At 64.8% G+C, this 19,799-nt stretch carries 8 protein-coding genes; all 8 read left to right on the top strand.

The window, feature by feature from the left end:
- The first annotated feature begins 277 nt into the window (after positions 1-277).
- From HNQ65_RS16520 to HNQ65_RS16485, 8 genes are read left to right on the top strand one after another with little or no spacing between them, the layout of a single operon-like run.
- Positions 278-1,861: a ShlB/FhaC/HecB family hemolysin secretion/activation protein gene (locus HNQ65_RS16520; protein ID WP_184340910.1), complete on the top strand. Its 1,584-nt coding sequence runs from the start codon at positions 278-280 to the stop codon at positions 1,859-1,861.
- A 26-nt stretch (positions 1,862-1,887) separates the two neighbouring features.
- The gene (locus HNQ65_RS16515; protein ID WP_184340908.1) at positions 1,888-3,735 is read left to right on the top strand and encodes a DUF2341 domain-containing protein; all 1,848 of its coding nucleotides are present in this window, start codon (positions 1,888-1,890) and stop codon (positions 3,733-3,735) included.
- Positions 3,736-3,741: 6 nt separating this feature from the next.
- Positions 3,742-4,146 carry an ExbD/TolR family protein gene (locus HNQ65_RS16510; protein ID WP_184340906.1) on the top strand — a complete coding sequence of 135 codons (405 nt, stop codon included), beginning with the start codon at positions 3,742-3,744 and terminating at the stop codon, positions 4,144-4,146.
- A 25-nt stretch (positions 4,147-4,171) separates the two neighbouring features.
- Positions 4,172-4,891 carry a TonB C-terminal domain-containing protein gene (locus tag HNQ65_RS16505; protein WP_184340904.1) on the top strand — a complete coding sequence of 240 codons (720 nt, stop codon included), beginning with the start codon at positions 4,172-4,174 and terminating at the stop codon, positions 4,889-4,891.
- A gap of 30 nt (positions 4,892-4,921) precedes the next feature.
- Complete coding sequence (locus HNQ65_RS16500; RefSeq protein ID WP_184340902.1) at positions 4,922-6,925, top strand: putative porin; 2,004 nt, start codon at positions 4,922-4,924, stop codon at positions 6,923-6,925.
- A 2-nt stretch (positions 6,926-6,927) separates the two neighbouring features.
- On the top strand, positions 6,928-7,656 hold the full coding sequence (locus HNQ65_RS16495) for a phage major capsid protein (protein ID WP_184340900.1): 729 nt from the start codon (positions 6,928-6,930) through the stop codon (positions 7,654-7,656).
- Entirely contained in the window at positions 7,653-8,486 is an 834-nt protein-coding gene (locus HNQ65_RS16490; protein ID WP_184340898.1) for a peptidylprolyl isomerase, read from the top strand. The genes HNQ65_RS16495 and HNQ65_RS16490 overlap by 4 nt, the downstream gene beginning before the upstream one ends.
- Before the next feature lie 20 nt (positions 8,487-8,506).
- The gene (locus tag HNQ65_RS16485; RefSeq protein ID WP_184340896.1) at positions 8,507-19,798 is read left to right on the top strand and encodes a filamentous haemagglutinin family protein; all 11,292 of its coding nucleotides are present in this window, start codon (positions 8,507-8,509) and stop codon (positions 19,796-19,798) included.
- Position 19,799: the final 1 nt, after the last annotated feature.

Raw genomic sequence — 19,799 nt, 5'->3', positions numbered from 1 at the left:
TTCGAATATACACTATGCAAGTATGAATAAAATTATTTTCACAGCTCCAAATCCGTCACTTTTCTCTCGACAGTGATAAAATCATGCGCTCCTAATCTACATCATAAGAGTATGGTAAAGGCTGTGAGGATGCGTATCCAGCGGCCGCGCGCCAGAGGCGTGCAGATCATCTCTGACCAGAGAGGCACCATCCGCAGACACGCAGAGGTGTGCTGAACTGGCGACCGCCGTCCACGGAGCCCGTCCCATCATGACCCCAGCGCAAAAACCATCCCCCATGCCCGCGTGGCCACGCCTTTCCGGTGTGGTTCTGTGCATGCTTGCAGGCATCACACGTCTGTCAGGGGAGCAGGCCGCCCCACAGCCGCGGATGTACATCCAGGAGTATGAGGTGGCAGGGGTGAAGCATCTGCCCCGCATGGAGGTGGAGAAGGCGGTGTACCCCTACCTCGGCCCAGGACGCACGGCAGACGACGTGGAAAAAGCGCGCGCTGCCCTGGAGAAAGCCTACAAGGACCACGGGTACCAGACGGTGTCTGTACAGATCCCGCGCCAGAATGCCAGCAGCGGAGTGGTGCTGCTGCAGGTGGTGGAGACGGTGGTGGGACGCCTGCGCGTGCATGGCTCCCGGTATTTCGACCCCGATCAGATCAAGCGCAAGGCGCCCTCTCTCGCTGAGGGAACCCTGCCTGACTTCAACAAGATCAACCATGACATCCTGGCGCTGAACCGGCAGGCAGACCTGCGCGTGACTCCTGCACTGCGCGCCGGAGCCCGCCCTGGCACGGTGGACATTGACCTGGATGTGAAGGACAAGGCGCCACTCCACGGCAGCCTGGAGGTAAACAACCGCCACAACAACAACACGACCCCGTGGCGCATCAATGCCTCCCTGCGCTATGACAATCTCTGGCAGCTGGGGCACTCGCTGGGCCTGAGCTACCAGATCGCGCCTGAGCGCCCCAATGACGCACGGGTGCTTTCCGGATTCTACCTGGCACGCATTCCTGAATGGGAAAACGTGAGCGTGCTGCTGCAGGGCTCCAAGCAGGACAGCGACGTGTCCACGCTGGGCGGTGCCGCTGTGGCGGGCCGTGGCCAGGTGCTGGGGGCCAGGCTGCTCTTCACCCTGCCGCAGAAGCAGGGCTTTTATCAAAACCTGAGCTTTGGCATGGACTACAAGAGGTTTGAGCAGGACATCACCGTGGCAGGGGCCAAGACCTCCGCACCGGTCACCTACTTCCCCTTTACCCTGAGCCATTCCGCGACTTGGGCAGCGGCCAGGCAAACCACGGAATTCAACAACAGCATCGTCTTCGCCCTTCGCGGACTCGGCAGCGATCAGGCCAGCTTCAGCCGCCGCCGCTACCTGGCGGATGAAGGCTTCTTCTACTATCGCAGCGATCTCGCGCATACACAAAAGCTGCCGGGCGGCTTTGAGGCTTATGGCAAAGTTCAGGGGCAGGCAGGCTCGGGCCCGTTGATCAACAATGAGCAGCTCGCGGGCGGCGGACTGGCCACGGTGCGCGGCTACCTCGAATCCACCGTGCTGGGAGACAGCGGCGCGTTTGGCACGCTGGAGCTGCGCTCTCCATCTCTGATCAACAGCAGCAAAGACAGCAGCGCCGGTGGCGACTCCTGGCGCTTTCACCTCTTCGCCGATGGCGGCCGTCTGATCATGCGGAACGCACTGCCGGGGCAGCAGTCCACCTTTGACCTCTTCAGCGTGGGAGGCGGCAGCCGCTTCCACCTGCTCGGCCATCTGAATGGCTCCGCCGATGTCGGCGTGCCCTTGGTCACCCAGGGGGTGACACGCACCGGCGAGGTGCTCGTGACGATCCGTTTCTGGGCGGATTTTTAATCTCCACTTTTTCAAACCCAACGCGCATGAACCAACGCCTTCTGCAATCCTTCGTCCTCTTTCTGCTGCTGACAGCCTCCGCGCTCTCGGCTGAAAAAAACTGGTGGGGAGACGGCAAGTGGACCCTCCGCAAGGAGATCACAATTGACACCAGCGGCAAGGGCGTCGCCATCGCCGAGCCCATCGGCACCAGCGCCGTGCTGGTGCGCCTGCACGAAGGCGTGTTTTCATTTCTCTCCGCCAGGGAGGACGGTGGAGACCTGCGCTTTGTGGCGGACGATCACAAGACGGTGCTCAAGCACCATGTGGAAAAGTGGGACGCACTGCTGAATGAAGCCTACGTCTGGGTGCAGGTGCCGGACCTCAAGCCCGCCGCTGCCAGCACCATCTGGCTCTACTACGGCAATGGTGAAGCTCCCGCACCTGAAGCTGCCAAGGAAACCTATGAGGCCAACACCACGCTGGTCTATCACTTCACAGATTCCGGCAAGGATTCCTCTCCCACCGGTGCCAATGCCGAAGGCGCACCTGCTCCGGCGGCGGGCTCCCTCATCGGCGCGGGGCTACGTGTGTTTGGCCAGGCCCCCATCAAGGTGCCCGCACCTCCGCTGCCTGAGTTTGCCCCCGGTGCTCCGCTCACCGTCTCTGTCTGGGTCAAGCCCAGCGCGCTGCAGCCCAATGCGGTCATCATCAGCCGCCGCGATGGCGCGAATGCCTTCATCCTCGGGCTGAACAATGGCATTCCCTTTGTGGAAGTGAACAAGCAGCGCAGCAGCGACGGCGCACCCATCGCCGCAGGTGGCTGGCACCACATCGCCGCAGTGGCAGATGCAGGCACCATCACCGTCTATCTCGATGGCAAATCCTACGGTGCCGTGAGTGCTGCCATTCCCTCCATCAAGACTCCGGTGGAGATCGACAAGGACAGCACCACCACGGATCTCGTGGGCTTCACGGGAGAAATTGACGAACTGCAGATCGCCAAGACCGCACGCCCGGCTGGATTCATCCGCTTTGCTGCGGTGAACCAGGGCAGCACCTCGGATGCGGCCAAGCTCGTCACGCTGGGCTCTGAGGAAGCCTCCGATCATGAAGAAGAGGGCGAGATCATGAAGCATCTCACCCTCATCTCGGACATTTCCAAAGACCTGACCTTTGACGGCTGGGTGGTGATCTTCCTCTGCACCCTGCTGGCCGTGGTGGGCTGGGGCATTGCAGTGGGAAAAGTGATCTATCTCAACACGATTGAGAAGGCCTCCGCCGAATTCATGAAACGCTGGGAAAAAATCTCCAGCGACCTGACCGCCATCGACACCGAAGACGCCGAGAGCGTGAAAAACCTGGGCGGCAGTGTCAGCGGCAAGGTGCAGAAGCTCATGTACCATTCCCCGCTGTATCAGCTCTACCACCTGGGCGCGCAGGAGATCAGCAACCGCATGAAGTCTTTCCGGCAGATCACATTTGATCCTGCACAAAAGAAAACGACCCAGGTGCTCAGCCTCTCCGGGCGCTCCATCCAGGCCATCAAGGCCACGCTGCACGGCGGCATGGTGCGCGAGGTGCAGAAGCTCAATGGCAAACTGGTCTTCCTCACCATCGGCATCGCCGGTGGCCCCTACCTCGGCCTGCTCGGCACCGTGATCGGTGTGATGATCACCTTCGCCGTGATCGCGAAAAGCGGTGAAGTGGAGGTGAACTCCATCGCTCCTGGTATCGCAGGCGCTCTTCTTGCCACGGTGGCCGGCCTGGCTGTCGCCATCCCGGCGCTGTTCATCTACAGCTACCTGAGCTCACGCATCAAGGACGTGGTCTCCAACATGGAGACCTTCATCGACGAGTTCGTCACCAAGATGGCCGAACACTACAAGGAGTAACCTCATATGCAGGCCGACAGCAAATCCTACGATGACATCAACGTCACGCCCATGGTGGACCTCTACCTGGTGCTGCTGCTGATCTTCATCATCATGACCACCGCCGGGGTGCAGGGCGTGAAGGTGAACCTGCCACGTGGCGGTCCGTCCACCTCCAAGCCCATTGAAGGGCCGAAGATGCAGGCTGTGACCGTGGACAACCAGGGGAACATCAAGCTCAACGCCACCGCTGTGACTCTGGACGAGCTGGCCAGCAAGCTGGAGGCCATCAAGGCCGCCACACCGGACTCCCCCATCGTGGTGCGCGGAGACAGCGCCACGCAGTACCAGACCATCATGGACGTGCTCACCGCCGTGGGCCGTGCCGGGTTTACCAACATCGGCCTGGCCACACAGGCTGCGAAACGCTGACCAAACCAGCAGGAACCACTACACCATGCCATCTCCTCACATAGAAAACGAAGAAGATGAAGAACCCGGCTTCTTCAAACGGAACTTCGTGCTCATCATCATCGGCGGTCTGGTGCTCTCAGTGGGCGGCTATTTCCTGGCCAATCGCACGCCTTCAAAGGCTGCGCCCAAGCGGAAGTTGGAGGTGATCTCCATCTCCCTGCCTCCGCCACCGCCTCCCCCTCCGCCCCCACCACCTCCAGAGAAGAAGGAAGAGCCCCCGCCTGAGGAGAAGGTGGAGGAAATGATCGCGCAGGAGGAAGTAAAGCCTGACGAACAAAAGCCCGACGACAAGCCTGCGGACAAGCCCGCCGATGAACCTTTGGGCACCGCCATCGGTGGTGGAGACGGCAGCGGCCTTGGTCTGGGCGGCGGAGGAGGTGGCGGCATGATCGGCGGCACTGGCGGCGGCGGCAAAGGCGGCTCCAAGTGGGGCTGGTACGCCGGGCAGGTGCAGAACCGCATCGCCGATGCGCTGCGCTCCCACCCGCTCACACGCAATGCCGGATTCTCCAATGTGGTCCGCATCTGGAGCGACTCCAGCGGCCGGATCACCCGTGTCAGGCTGCGCTCCAGCACTGGCAGCAAGTCAGTGGACGCTGCCATCGAAAACGAAGTGCTCGCCGGGCTTGTGCTCAATGAGCCGCCCCCCTCTGACATGCCCATGCCCATCAACCTGCGCCTGTCCGCGCGCCAGCCGAACTGAGGCATGAAACCACGCGCTCCTTTATTCCCAATGCTGAACACACGCATTTATCACCTGGTGCTTCCCGGCCTGCTGTCACTGACCACTGCCTCGGCGTGGTCTCAAACAGCGAGCGGAAAGAATGCGCCCGCCTCCCCTGCCCCGACCGCCGCAGCCCAGGCAGATGCCGCGCTGCCCCTGCCGGCCAAGATCACGGTCGCAGAAGCCAGCGCTGCCGCAGCAGGCCCCAGCCTCAAGGACCTGCCGCCAAGCCAGCTTTTTGACAGCAACGGGCTGCCGGTGCCCACGGCTGCCCCCACCCCGCCCCCGCCGGTGGAGGAAGAGGATGATGAGCCCAGCATGGCGGAGAGCCTGGCCGTCAACCTCGTCAAACGCATGGTAGAGCGTGGTATGATGAGCCCGGAGGATGCCAAAGATCTCTTCCGCGTGGCCGAGGCGGATGTGGCCGCCGCCAAGGCGAAACGCCGCGAGCGCAAGGCGGCGGCGCAGGAGATCGCGCTCGCCACGGGTACACCCTTGCCAGGAGCCCCAGGCGGCGCGGGAGCCGGAACGGATGCCACCGGTGAAAAAATCCGTGTCAGCTACGTGCCGGAATTTGTGAAGAAGGAGCTGCGCGACCAGATCAAAGACGAGCTGGTGCTGGAGGCCAAAAAGGGCGGCATCCTTGCCCCCACCCTGCTGCCGGAGTGGGTCAGCGCGTGGAAGCCGTTTGTGGATTTCCGCATGCGGTATGAGTACGACAGCTTTCCCTCCGGCAATGATGTCAGCGGCGCTTTCCCGAACTTCAACGTCATCAACAGCGGGCAGCCCTACGACACGAGCAGCAAGCAGTTTGCCCCGCAGCTCAACAGCAACCAGAACCGCGAGCGCATCCGCATGCGTCTGCGCCTGGGCACGGAAGTGGACCTCGGAGAAAACTTCACCCTGGGTGTGCGCGTGGGCACCGGAGACAGCAACTCTCCCGTCTCCGGCAACCAGACGCTCGGCAGCACCAACACCGCCCCTGGTGGAAACTTCAGCCAGCAGGGCGGCCAGTTTGCCAAATACGCCATCTGGCTGGACCGCGCCTTCCTGCGATGGGATCCAGTCGATTCGTTTGCCTTCACCATCGGCCGCTTTGACAATCCGTTCTTCTCCACCAATGCCATCTGGTCAGATGACATCGGCTTTGACGGCATCGTGATCAAAAGCCGCTACAAGGTGAATGAAGGCGTGGAGCCCTTCCTCACGCTGGGCACTTTCCCGATCTTCAACACGGACTACAACGTGGCCTCCAACCAGCCGGCCAAGTTTGCCAGCCACGACAAATGGCTGCACGCCAGCCAGGTGGGCGTGGACTGGAAGATCAACAAGGACTGGCATGCCAAGATCGCCAGCGCGTACTACTACTTCCAAAACGTGCAGGGGCAGCTCTCCAACCCCTATGCGCCGCAGAATGCAGAAGATGCTGGAAACACCGACAGCACACGCCCGACCTTTGCGCAGAAGGGAAACAGCTACCGCGCCCTGCGCAAGATCATCTCGAATGCCAGCAACGGCTTCGGCACCATCAATCAGTTCCAGTACTACGGCCTCGCCTCGTCATTCCGCGTGGGCACGGTGACGGCGCGCATCGACTACGACGGGTTTGAGCCTTTCCAGATCTCGCTGCTGGCGGAGTATCTGCAGAACTTTGCCTTCAACAAATCCGCCGCCGGCGCGGTGGCGGTGAACAACCTGGATGCCAACGGATTTGCCGGAGGCAACAAAGCCTGGGACCTCAACCTGCGCTTTGGCACCGCCGGCATGCAGAAGCGTGGCGACTGGATGACCTACATCGGCTACACGCACCGTGAATCCGACTCCGTGGTGGACGGCTTCAACGACCAAAATTTCGGCGGCGGCGGCACCAATCTGGAAGGCTACACCGTCGGCGCGGCCATGGCGCTCTCCCACCGGGTGAATGCCGCCGTGCGCTTCATGAGCGCCAGCCAGATCGCCGGGCCGCAGTTCAAGTCCGACATCTTTATGTTCGACATCAACGCCAAGTTCTGATCATGAAACCCACCCATCTCATCTTCGCCCTCATGTTCCTCAACAGTGGCGCGCCGCTGCTTGCGGAGGACGCCAGCCCCACGGAGCAGCGGCTGCGCGAATCCTTGAAAAGCATCGCCGTGCGTCTGCGGGCCGCAGAGACGGATCGTGTGAATCTTCAAGCGGCGCAGGCGCAGAGCGAAGTCACGATCAAGCAGCAGGCCGAGGAGATCGAGGCGCTGAAGAAGAAGCTGAGCGCCTCGGCCAAGCAGGCCGCCGCAGACCAGGCTGCCGCGCGCAAGTCCATCGACGCGCTTACCGCCAAGCTGGAGGTGCGCGAGAATGAAAACGCGCAGTACCAGAAGGCGCTGGAAAAATGGAAGGATGGCTTCAACAAAGCCGCCGCCGTGGCCAGGGCCAAGGAGGCGGAGCGCGCCCAAGCCGCCGGGAGCGTGATCGAGCTGCAGCAGAAGCTGGCCGACCGCGAACGCAAAAACCTGGAGCTCTACGAGATCGGCAGCGAGATCCTGGAGCGCTACAAAAATTTCGGTCTCGGCAAGGCGCTGCTGGCGCGCGAGCCTTTCACCGGCACCACCACGGTCAAGCTCAAGGAGCTGGTGCAGGACTACGCCGACAAGCTGCAGGACAACAAACACAGCCCCTTTCATGATGAAACCGGCAAACCTGCGCCGGATGCAAAGCCTGCCGCCAAGCCTGCGGCGGCACCCACCACTGCCGCCACCAGGCCATGAAATGCGTGCTCCATCTGCTGCCGCTGCTGATGCTCACGGCCGCCACGGCGGCTGATGAGGGGCTGCTGGTGCGCGCGGGCGGGGCGGAGATCACGGTGGAGGATGTGCGCGCCTCGCTGGAGACGCTGGATGCGCGCCAGCTCACGGCCGTGCGCGAGGACAAGACGCTGCTGGAGCAGGTGGTGCGCTCCTTCATCGCCCAGCGTCTGGTGCTGCAGCAGGCGCTGGAGCGCAAATGGAACGAGGAGCCCGAGGTAATTGCGCGGCTGAAGCGTGCGCATGACACCGCGCTGACGCAGAGTTTTCTGGAATCCGTGGCCCAGCCTCCGGCGCACTACCCGGATGAAGAAGATCTGAAGGCCGCCTATGCCAAAAGCCAGGCCGCGCTGCTGGTGCCGCGCACCTACCGGCTGGCGCAGCTTTTTGTACCGCTGGAAAAGGATGCAACACCACAAGCGCAGCAGCAGGCGGAGGAAAAAATCCACGCAGCCGCAGCCCGCATGCCCGCCGACCCAAAGCTCGTGGAAATCGGCTGGCTGTCCGAAAGCCAGATCCAGCCCGAGATCCGTGGCAGGATGCCGGTGCTGAAACCCGGAGCTGTCTCCCCGCCCATCCGGCTGGATGACGGCTGGCACATTCTGAAAGTGCTGGAGATGCGCGAAGCCCACACCCCCACACTGGACCAGGTGCGGTCGCGGCTGCGTGCCGCGCTACGCAGCGAGCGCCTGCGTGAAAACACCGAGGCCTATCTCGCTCGGCTGCTGAAAGAGAACCCCATCGTGCTCGACCAGACGGCGCTCGCACGGGTGCTGCCTGGGGCGGCGCACTGAACCTCCGCCCCCTCATTGCCATGAATCTTTCCAACCATCTCCGCCTGCACAGGAAACGCCATGCCGCCGTGCACGCCGCCGCCGTCTTCTGCCTCTCCCTGCTGGTGGCGCTGCACCCTGTGGCAGTGCATGCGGACGTGCTGCGCCCCGGCGGTGTCGGAGGCCCGGCTGCCGTCACCACGCCCGGTGTGGACCCGGTGGCCACAGCGCAGGTGGTCAATCAGGGACGCGCCAATGCCAGCGACATCCTCGTGCGTGCCGCCGATGCCGCACACAACGTGCAGCTCATGCAGGATGCCGCGCGCGCTCTGGCGGTCAGCGGGCCCAATCATCTCGCGACAGGGCTGCCAGATGTGCCGAATGGCCTGACCGCAGGCGGCCTCGTGGTAGATCCTGGTGTCTCGGCTGGCACGGCCACGTGGTCAGGTGCAGCGCTGCCCACGCAGACGAGCAGCGCAGGCCACACCACCGTCACCGTGCAGCAAAACGCCGCCCAGGCGCTGCTTTCCTGGCAGACCTTCAATGTGGGCAAGGACACCACGCTGGCCTTTGACCAGAGCGCCGGAGGCCCGGATGTGGGCAAGTGGATCGCCTTCAACATGATCAATGATCCCACCGGCAACCCCACGCAAATTCTGGGCTCCATCCAGGCCGCCGGGCAGGTGTATGTGATCAATCAAAACGGCATCATCTTCGGCGGTTCCAGCCAGGTGGATGTGCACACGCTGGTGGCCTCCTCCCTGCCGATCAATACGAACCTCATCTCGCGCGGCCTTCTGAACAATCCGGATGCGCAGTTTCTCTTTTCAGCGCTGGCGCTGCCCGCAGGCACCAGCGGCCCCACCAATGGCTTCACGCCGCCTGCCGCGCCCGCCGGAGGAAAGATCGGCGATGTGACGGTGCAGGCCGGTGCGCAGATCGAGGCCCCCACCACGGATGCCAGCGTGGGCGGACGCGTGGTGCTGGTGGGACCCAATGTGACCAACAACGGCACCATCTCCACGCCCGACGGCCAGACCATCCTTGCCGCCGGTCTGCAGGTGGGCTTTGTCGCGCACAGCAGCAGCGATCCCAGCCTGCGCGGCCTGGATGTCTATGTGGGTGCCGTGGTGGACCCGGCTTCATTGATCCCACCGTATGCAGGCACCGCCACCAACACCGGCGAAATCGAGGCACCGCGCGGCGATGTGACCATGACGGGAAAAACCGTGGTGCAGGCGGGCGCGATCGACAGCACCACCTCGGTGTCTCTGAACGGCCGAATCGACCTGCTGGCCAGCTACAATGCCATCACCAACACAAAGTATGATTCTGTGCTGTATCCTAACATCCCACCCTTCCTGCTGCAGTCCACCGGGCAGGTGGAGGTGGCGGCGGGCAGCGTGACGCAGATCCTCCCTGAGTGGAGCAGCACCGAGACCGTGACCGGGACAGAGCTGGCACTGCGCTCCCAGATCAACATGCAGGGTCTGACCGTGCACCTGGGCGCGGGCGCCATCGTGCTGGCTCCGAATGCGGTGGTGAACCTCAATGCCGGCGTGTGGCAGGCCGCCGCGACGAGCCCGCCCCAGAGCCTCTTCGTCCTCAGCGGCGGGCAGATCTATCTGGATGCCAGCGCGGTGATCAATGTGGCGGGCTCCACGGATGTGAACGTACCGGTGACGCAGAATCTCATCACCCTGCAACTGCGTGCCGCAGAGCTGGCGGATTCCCCGCTGCAGCGCGATGGCGTGCTGCGCGGCCAGACGATCACGGTGGACATCCGCGAGACCGGCACCTACAACGGCAAAACGTGGGTGGGCACGCCGCTGGCAAACATCTCCGGCTACGCCAGCCTCATCCAGCGCACCGTCGGCGAGCTGACGACCGCAGGCGGCACCGTGAACCTCAATGCCGGCGGCTCGGTGGTGGTGCAGAACGGCGCGCAGATCAACACCTCCGCAGGCTGGATCAACTACACCGGCGGCACGGTGCAGACGACCAAGGTCATCACCGGCGGCACGATCATCGACATCTCGCAGGCCACGCCGGATCTGGTATACAGTGGTATCTACTCACCCTCCACGACGCAGACGGACCTGACGTGGAATGTCGCCACCACCTTCTACCACTCCACCAGCCCGGCGGCCTCCTACTACGATCCCGGCCTGCTGCATTCAGGAGATGGCGGTCAGCTCAGCATCACGGCGCCGGGCATGGCGCTGGACGGCAGCTTTCTAGGCAGCACTTTCTATGGGCTGGACCAGCTCGTCAGCGGACCGGCCCTCGGCAAGTTCAGTGTCAACTTTCAGGCCCAGCAGCTGATCAACAACCAGCTCACGCCTTACTCCCCCACTCCACCCACGGTGACGTTTCAATCCGGGACCGCGCCCACCCCGGTGGCCGCCTTCAGCGTGGATGCCAGCGGCAATCCCCTGGCGGCTCTCAGCGCTGGCCGTCTGGCTGCAGTGTCCCTGGCTCCTGAACTGCTGACGACCTCCGGCTTTGGCAGCCTCAGCGTGGTCAATGCCGAAGGGCGCATCGTCGTACCCAGCAGTGTGGCGCTCACGGCGGGGCTGCATGGCACCCTCTCGCTGACGGGTGCCAATCTGGACATCTTCGGCCAGCTGAGCGCACCGGGCGGCAGCATCACACTCATGGCGCTGGAGATCTCCCCGCAGCAGCTGGCCGCCGTGGAGAGCGCGGGAGATTTGAGCGTCATCACTCCCTACACCGGGCGCGGCCTGCTCACGCTGGGCAGCACCGCCCTGGTGACCACCGCCGGCACGCTGACGGATGACCGCCTGTCCGCAGGTGCGCTGCAGCAGGCCCATGTGCTCGGCGGCGGCACGGTGACTCTGAAGGCCTACAGCGCCAGCCTGGCCGCAGGCAGCATTCTGGATGTGTCCGGCGGGATCTACATGAACGCGGCAGGCACGGCCAAATTTGGCAACGCCGGCACGCTGACCATCCAGGCCGGGCATGATCCGCAGCTGCCGTATTTTCTCGGCGGGCAGTTCACCCAGTTCAGCGCCACGCTGCTGGGCTACTCCGGGGCCGTGGGCGGCACGCTGTCAGTCTCCGCCCCGCTGGTGCAGGTGGGCGGCACGGCACTCAGCGCCAACTCTCTGGTGCTGCAGCCCTCTTTCTTCCAGCAGGGTGGTTTCACCAGCTACAAGATCAGCGGCACCGGTGAGTCCACGGGCGTGTCCGGGCAGTTCCTGCCGGGCGTTTACGTCGCCAGCGGCACGACCATCCAGCCGGTGGCAGACAACCTGGCGGTGGCCGCAGGCACCACGCTGGCCACCACTCTCGTGCGCAAGCCCGTGGGCCTGCGCAGCCCCATGAGCATCGAGTTTGACGCGCCCGGCTCTGCGGGTGCTCCGGCTGGCCCGGGTGTGTTTGGGCAGGCGGTGCGCGGTGGCATCGTGCTGGACACAGGCGCGGTCATCACCACCGACCCGCAGGCGCATGTGACTCTCAAGGGGCAGACAGCCGCCGTGCTGGGCACCATCATCGCCCCCGGAGGAAACATCACCATCAGCGGCGGGGATGACTCCACAGCGCTGCTCTTTGCCGATGGGCAGACCCAGGGGCTGACGACAGTTTTCATCGGCCCGCAGAGCGTGCTCTCTGCGGCGGGCACACGGCTGCTGGTGCCGGATCCCTACGGCCTGCGTCTGCTCGGCCAGGTGCTGGCTGGCGGAGACATCAAGGTGTCTGGCAACATCGTGGCCGCCGCAGGAGCGCTGCTGGATGTCTCCGGCACCACCGACGTGCTGGACCTGACTCCGGCGCAGACAGACCCCACCGTCACCAGCCAGCCCACGCCGGGCAGCGGTGTCACTTCTCCAGTCTCCAGCCTCTACGCCGTGCGCACGCAGGTGGACAGCAGCGGCGGAAGCATCACGCTGCAGGGCGGGCAGATGCTCTTTACCGATGCCACGCTGCGCGGCAATGCCGGAGGCCCCACGGCGCTCGGCGGCACGCTCTCACTTTCATCGGGCCGCTTCTACACCGCAGGCACCATTCCTCCGGTGCTGGACACCACCCTGCAGGTCAAGCAGAGCGGCCTGAACATTCCGGTGCCGCTGCCTGCCAATGCCACGGCCATCGGCCGCACGCTGCTCAGCACCGGCGGCACACCGCTCATCAGCCGGGGCTATTTCAGCGCCAATGCCTTTGCACAAAGCGGCATGGATTCGCTCGTGCTCGGTGGCAAGGTGCAGTTCTCCGGAGCCACCAGCATCAATGCGCGCGGCTCCATCACGCTGGCGGATGGCGGCGTGCTCTTTGCCGATGCCGCCGTGAGCCTGAGCGCCGCCGCCGTCTCGGTGGGGCTGGCCTTTGCACCGCCGGTGCGTCCGGAGGATCTCGCCGGGCAGCTGCCGTTTTCCGGCGTGGCCTCCACCTCCGGCTCCGGCAGCCTCAGCGTGAGCGCCGGTCATGTGGAGGTGGGCACGCTCACGCTGCAAAACATCTCCTCCGCCTCGCTGGCAGCGGTGAATGGCGATCTGGTAGGAGATGGTATCCTGGCGGTCTCAGGCGCGCTGACACTCACGGCGGGCCAGATCTACGCGCCCACCGCCACGCAGTTCACCGCAGTGGCATATGGCGCAGGCGGCTCCATCACCACGCAGCTTTCCGGCGGGCTGCGGCAGCTCCCGCTCTCGGCGGGCAGCACGCTGAGCCTCTATGCCGCCACGATCAATCAGCTCGGCGTGCTGCGCGCGCCCTTCGGCACGATCAATCTCGGCTGGGACGGCACGGGCACTGCGCCCACCGAGCTGCTCACCGGCACCACGCTGGCCTTTCCGGTCACGACGCAGCTCACGCTCGGCGCGGGCAGCATCACCTCCGTCTCCGCCGTCGATCCCCTCACGGGCGCAGGCATCGTCATTCCCTACGGAGCCAGCTTTGACGGCACCTCATGGATCGACCCGCGCGGCGTGGACATCACCGCAGGCGGGCTGCCGGTGAAAACGATCAACATCAAGGCGGGCAGCATCTCCATGAACAACAGCGCCAGCGTGGACCTGCGCGGCGGCGGGGATCTGATGGCCTACCGCTGGACCGAGGGCAATGGCGGCACCACCGACATCCTGGACACAGATGGCAGCTATGCCGTGATCCCCGGCTACCAGTCAGACACCGCCCCGTACGGAGCCTACAATCCGAACAACGTGGCCACCAACCTCATCTACTCCGGCGGCTCCGGCTATGTGAATGGCACGCTGCATGCAGGAGACCGCATCTATCTCGCCGGCAGCAGCACTCTGGCAGCAGGCTACTACACGCTGCTGCCCGCACGCTATGCCCTGCTGCCGGGCGCAGTGCTGGTCACGCCTGTCACTTCCAGCCTGCCCACCGGCACGCAGGAGCTTCCGGGTGGTGCCAGCTATGTGTCAGGCTATCAGTTTAATGACCTGAATTCCACACGCACCGTGCCCACGCTGACCAGCAGCTTTGAGGTCATCGGCCAGAGCGTGATCCACCAGCGCTCCGACTACACGCTGCTCTACGCCAGCAGCTTCCTCAAGACCAGCACCGGCACGACGCAGCTGCCGCAGGATTCGGGCTATCTGCTCTTCCAGGCATCGCAGTCCATGAGCCTGCTGGGCCAGGTGGCCTCCGCCTCTCTGGGCGGTGCCGGACGCGGTGCAAACATCGACATTGCTGCACCGCTGAATTTCTCCATCACCAATGCCGCCAGCTCCTCCACTCCGGGCACCATCTCGCTGAATGCGGCGGCGCTCAGCGCCTTTGGCGCAGAGAGCCTCATCATCGGCGGCAAACGCACCGTGAGCAGCAGCGGCACCACCCTTACGGTGATGAGCACCGGCATCACGGTGGACAATGCGGGCTCCGCGCTCAGTGCCAAGGACCTGACCCTGGCCACCACGGGAGTGATCACCCTGGCGGCGAATGCGCAGATCATCTCCACGGGCGCGCTCGCCAGCACGGCGGCTAATTTCAGCGTCAGCGGCAATGGCTCTCTCATCCGTGTGGCGCAGAGCACCGCCGCCACCCTCACCCGCAGCGGTGCCACCAGCGGCTCCGGCCCCGCCATCAACATCGGCGCCAATGCACGGGTGCAGGGCACCAGCGCCACGTTGGACACCACCGGCACCGCCACCCTGGATCCCACGGCGGTGGTCAGCGCCTCCGCCTATGCCATCAACAGCGGGCGCATCAGCATCCAGCTGGGAAATCCCGGCACGCTGCAGTCCTCTCCGGGGCTGGTGATCAGCAGCGCCTTCCTCAGCAGCCTGCAGAATGCGAGCGCCATCTCGCTGCTGAGCTATTCGTCCATTGATGTGTATGGCACTGGCACGCTGGGCAGTGCGGGTCTGGCCTCCCTGACCCTGAGCACGGGAGAAATTCGCGGCTTCAACCAGGCCGGGGGTACCGCGCAGTTCATGGCGCAGACTCTTCTGCTGAACAATCAGGCCGGAGTCAGCACCATCCCCGGCAGTGTGACCGCCGCCACTGGCATGCTGACGCTCAATGCCGGCATCCTGCGCCTGGGCATGAACCAGGTGGCGCTGGACCAGTTTTCCACCGTCAACTTCCTCGGTGCCGCAGGCGTCATTGGCGAAGGCGCAGGCGGCGTGGCCGTGCAGGGCGTGCTGAATGTGCAGACGCCGCTGCTCACCGCCGCCGCAGGTGCGGCGCGCACGCTGGCCGCCTCGGGCAATCTGGCGCTGATCTCCTCCGCCGGTCCGGTGGGAGTCACACCGGGCCTGGGTGCCACGCTGGGGATGGCAGGATCTGGTGTGACGCTCTCTGCGCCAGTCAGCCTGCCCAGCGGCGTGCTCTCCGTGCGTGCCACCAGTGGGAACGTGAGCGTGGGCGCGCTGCTGGATGTCTCCGGCATGGCGCAGACCTTTTTTGACAAGACCAAGTACTCTGACGGCGGCTCCGTGCTGCTGACGGCGGACGCAGGCAGCGTGGACATCACCGCCCAGGGCGGGCTGAGTGTGGCGGCCAGCAGCGGCGGGGGCAATGCAGGCAGCCTCACCGTCTCTGTGGTGAACGGCACCTTCAGCAGCAGCGGCACACTCCAGGCGCAGGGCGGCGCTGGCGGCAGCAGCGGCAGCTTCTCGCTGGACACCTCCGCACTGCCCACCACCAGCGCTCTGGCGGCGGCGCTCTCCAGCGCCTCCTTCACGCTCAGCCAGACCATCCGCGTGCGCACCGGCAGCGTGACGGTGGACGGCGTGGTGAAGGCCTCCACCTATAATCTGGCGGTGGACCAGGGAAGCATCACCGTGACCGGCACGATCAATGCCGCAGGCACCACCGGCGGCAGCATTGATCTGGCGGCCAATGGCAGTGTGACGCTCAGCAGCGGATCGCTGCTCACGGTGGCGGGGCAGAATTTCAACAATGCCGGCAAGGGCGGAGACATCACGCTGGAGTCTGGCACGCAGCGCAATGGCGTGGCAGGCACGGGCTCGGTGGACATCCGCACCGGCTCCACGCTGGATCTCTCCGTGGCGGCCAAGGTGGCGGGAGCTCAGACCGTCGTGGGCTCCAGTGCGTATCAGGGGCAGTTCAGCGGCAGGCTGCACATCCGCGCCCCGCAGAACAGCACCTTCAATGACGTGCTGGTGAACCCGATCAACGGCACCATCATCGACGCCTCCAGCATCCTGGTGGAAGGCTACCGGCTTTACAGCTTCAACCAGGCCAACGCCATCATCCGCGCCGGCAGCACCGCGATCGCCAGCGAAGCCATCACCACCACCACGCTGCAGACGAATGCCAACACTTTCCTCGGCGCGGCGGGCAGCACCTCGGCCAATTACACGGCCATGACGAACCGCCTGCTGGCCAACAACTCCTCGCTGAGCTCCGTCTTTGTGCTGGCCCCGGGCGTGGAGATCGTCAATCGCGGCGGAGACATCTCCCTGGGCACCGCCGCCACCACCACCGCAGCAGACTGGGATCTCTCCGGCTTCCGCTTCGGAGCCAAAAGCGCGCCCGGCGTGCTGACGCTGCGCGCCTCTGGAAACATCAACTTTTTCAACGCCCTGAGCGATGGCTTCACACCCACGCTGGCCAGCACCCGCACGCAGTCCGACTGGCTGTGGCTGGCGCCGCTGAGCGCGCAAAACACCGCGCTGCCGGTGAACACGCAGTCGTGGTCCTACCGCATCACCGCCGGTGCGGACGTGCTGGCGGCGGACTTCCGCCAGGCGCTGCCGCTGGCCTCCCTGGGCAGCAGCGCGGGGTCGGTGATCATTGGCAAAAACGGCGGCCTCATGATCACCACCACGGGCATCAATGGAGTGACCTCGGCGGTGATCAGCGCCACCTCCGGCACCGGGCGCGGTCTCTACCAGGTGGTGCGCACGGGCAGCGGAGACATCGACGTCAATGCCGGGCGCAGCATCCAGCTGGCCAACCAGTTTGCCACCATCTACACGGCGGGCGCGCAGGTGGCGGACCCCACGCTGGGCGGCACCTTTGATGTGTCCACCTTCAGCCAGGCGGGCGGCACCACGCAGCTGGGCGCGGCGCAGCAGGGCTACGGCATGTACTTCGGCGTGGCGGGCGGCAATGTGACGCTGGCCGCCGGGCAGAACATCGAGCGCACCGGCTCCAGCTCCTCCCGCGAACTGCCGAATAACTGGCTCTACCGCCGTGGCTACGTGAACCCCACCACGGGCGCCTTTGATCTCTCCAGCTTTGGCAGCGCCATCACCTCCACCTCCTGGTGGGTGGACTACAGCAACTTCTTTGAAGGCGTGGGCGCGCTGGGCGGCGGGAATGTGAGCCTGCGTGCCGGAAACAACATCACCAATGTGGACGCCGTGGCGCCCACCAATGCGCGCATGAGCAAAGGCACCACGGCCAATCCGCTGGCGGTGAACCAGACGCTGCTGGAGCTGGGCGGCGGAGACCTCAAGGTCTATGCGGGCAACAACATCGACGCAGGCGTTTACTACGTGGAGCGCGGCCAGGGCACGCTGTTTGCCGGAGGCCAGATCACCACGAATGCCACCCGCTCCACCGGCAGCATCAACATCACCACCGGAGTCAATGCCGTGCAGGATTCCAACACCTGGCTGCCGACCACGCTCTTTGTGGGCAGGGGGGGCTTTGATGTCAGCGCGCGCGGCAGCGTGCTGCTGGGCCCGGTGGCCAATGCCATGCTGCTGCCGCAGGGCGTGAACAACACCTACCGCCTCAAAAGCTACTTCTCCACCTACGCTGCCAGCAGTTATGTCAATGTGTCCTCCCTCGGGGGAAGTGTGACGCTGCGGGAGGGCGCCACCGTGAACAACACCTTCCAGCCGCTCCTTCTGCTGTGGGCCTCCAGCCAGCAGCTGCGCACCAACAGCTCCAGCTCCAACTACCAGCCGTGGCTGCGCCTGGCCGAGACCCAGGTCACCCCCTTTGCCACCGCGCTCGCACTCATGGCGCCGACGCTGCGCGCCACCTCCTACAGCGGCGGCATCAACATCGCGGGAAACATCACGCTCTCCCCCTCCCCCACCGGCACGCTGGAGCTGCTGGCCCGCACCAGCATCAACGGCCTGCAGCCCAACGGCCTGTATTCCCCCGTGACAGGCACTTTTTACACCGCCTGGGGCGCGGCCTCCATCAATGTGTCTGACGCCAATCCTCAGTCCCTGCCGGGAGTGAACACCCCGTTTGCCTACCAGGCGGTGGTAGGAACTGTCACCGCCCAGGCGGCCACCACGCGCAGCAGCTTTCTCTCCTCCATCGACCAGCTCTTCAGCGAGACCGGCGCCACCAGCGGCACCACGGTGGAGGCACGCCAGACACTGCACAAGGCCGGCCTGCTGCATGCGGGCGACTCCCAGCCCATCAGGCTCTACGCCGCCGGAGGGGACATCTCCGGGCTGATGCTCTTCTCCCCCAAGGTGAGCCAGATCTATGCGGCGCGGGACATCACCGATGTCTCCCTCTACCTGCAAAACACCAGCACACAGGACACCAGCATCGTGGCCGCAGGCCGCGACATCAGCGCCTACAACGCCAGCTCAGCGCTGCGGCTGCTGGCGGCGCAGACGGGCAATATCGTGGTCTCCACTGCCAGCGCGCTGGGCGCGGTGCCTCTGGCCGGAGACATCCAGATCGGCGGCGGTGGCACGCTGGAGGTGCTGGCGGGCCGGAATCTGGATCTGGGCAGCGGCGCCACGAACAGCAACGGCACCGGCGCGGGGATCACCAGCATCGGCAACACACGCAATCCCTACCTTCCCTACGCCGGAGCCAGCATCATCGCCGGAGCAGGCGTGGGCGCGGCCACCAGCCTGACCGGCAGCGGGATGGATTTCTCCGCCTTCATCAGCGGCTTTGTACTCAGCCCGGCTGGAGCCAAGTATCTGGCCGAGGTGTCTCCCACTCCGGGCGCGCCGCTCACCGCCACATCCTTCTCCCTGCTGCCCGCCGAGACGCAGAAAAAGCTGGCGCTGGCCATCTTTTACCGCGTGCTGCGGGACACCGGGCGTGACTACAATGATCCGGACAGCGCAGGCTACCGCAGCTACGCGCAGGGTTTTGCGGCCATCGCCGCGCTCTTTCCCAGTACCACCTGGAGCGGCAGCATCAACACCCAGTCGCGCGACATCCGCACGCTCAATGGCGGAGACATCAGCCTGCTGGCCCCCGGCGGCGGTCTGCAGCTGGCCAGCAGCGTGATCGGCTCTCCGCTCACCCCGCCGGGCATCATCACCGATTCCGGCGGCAGCGTCTCCGTCTTTGCCAAAGACAGCGTGAACCTCGGCATCTCGCGTATTTTCACACTCAAAGGCGGGGACATCACCATCTGGTCCAGCACGGGAGACATCGCCGCCGGGGCCTCTTCCAAGACGGTGCAGGCCGCGCCGCCCACTCGCGTGATCGTGGACCCGCAGAGCGCCAATGTGGCCACCGACCTCGCAGGCCTGGCCACGGGCGGCGGCATCGGCGTGCTGGCCTCCGTGAAAGGTGTGCCGCCGGGAAGCGTGGACCTCATTGCGCCCGTGGGTGTGGTGGATGCAGGCGATGCCGGCATCCGCGCCACGGGAAATCTGAACATCGCCGCCGTGCAGGTGCTGAACTCCAGCAACATCGTCGCCGGCGGCACCACCTCCGGCACTCCGGTGGCCTCGGTCTCCGCGCCAAACATGGGCGCGGTCAGCTCCGCCGCCAGCGCGGGCGCCGCCACCGCCAATGCCTCCATGGCACAGTCTGCCGCGCAGACGCAGCAGCCGCTGCCGCGCCAGGAGCTGCCCTCCATCATCACCGTCGAGGTGCTGGGCTACGGCGGTGGCGATGATGACGATGACGAGCGCAAAAACACAGGAGCTGAATAAC

The organism is Prosthecobacter vanneervenii (assembly GCF_014203095.1).
Lineage (GTDB): Bacteria > Verrucomicrobiota > Verrucomicrobiia > Verrucomicrobiales > Verrucomicrobiaceae > Prosthecobacter > Prosthecobacter vanneervenii.
The sequence above is the reverse complement of the archived record's forward strand: the minus strand, read 5'-3'. Positions and strand labels throughout refer to the sequence as shown.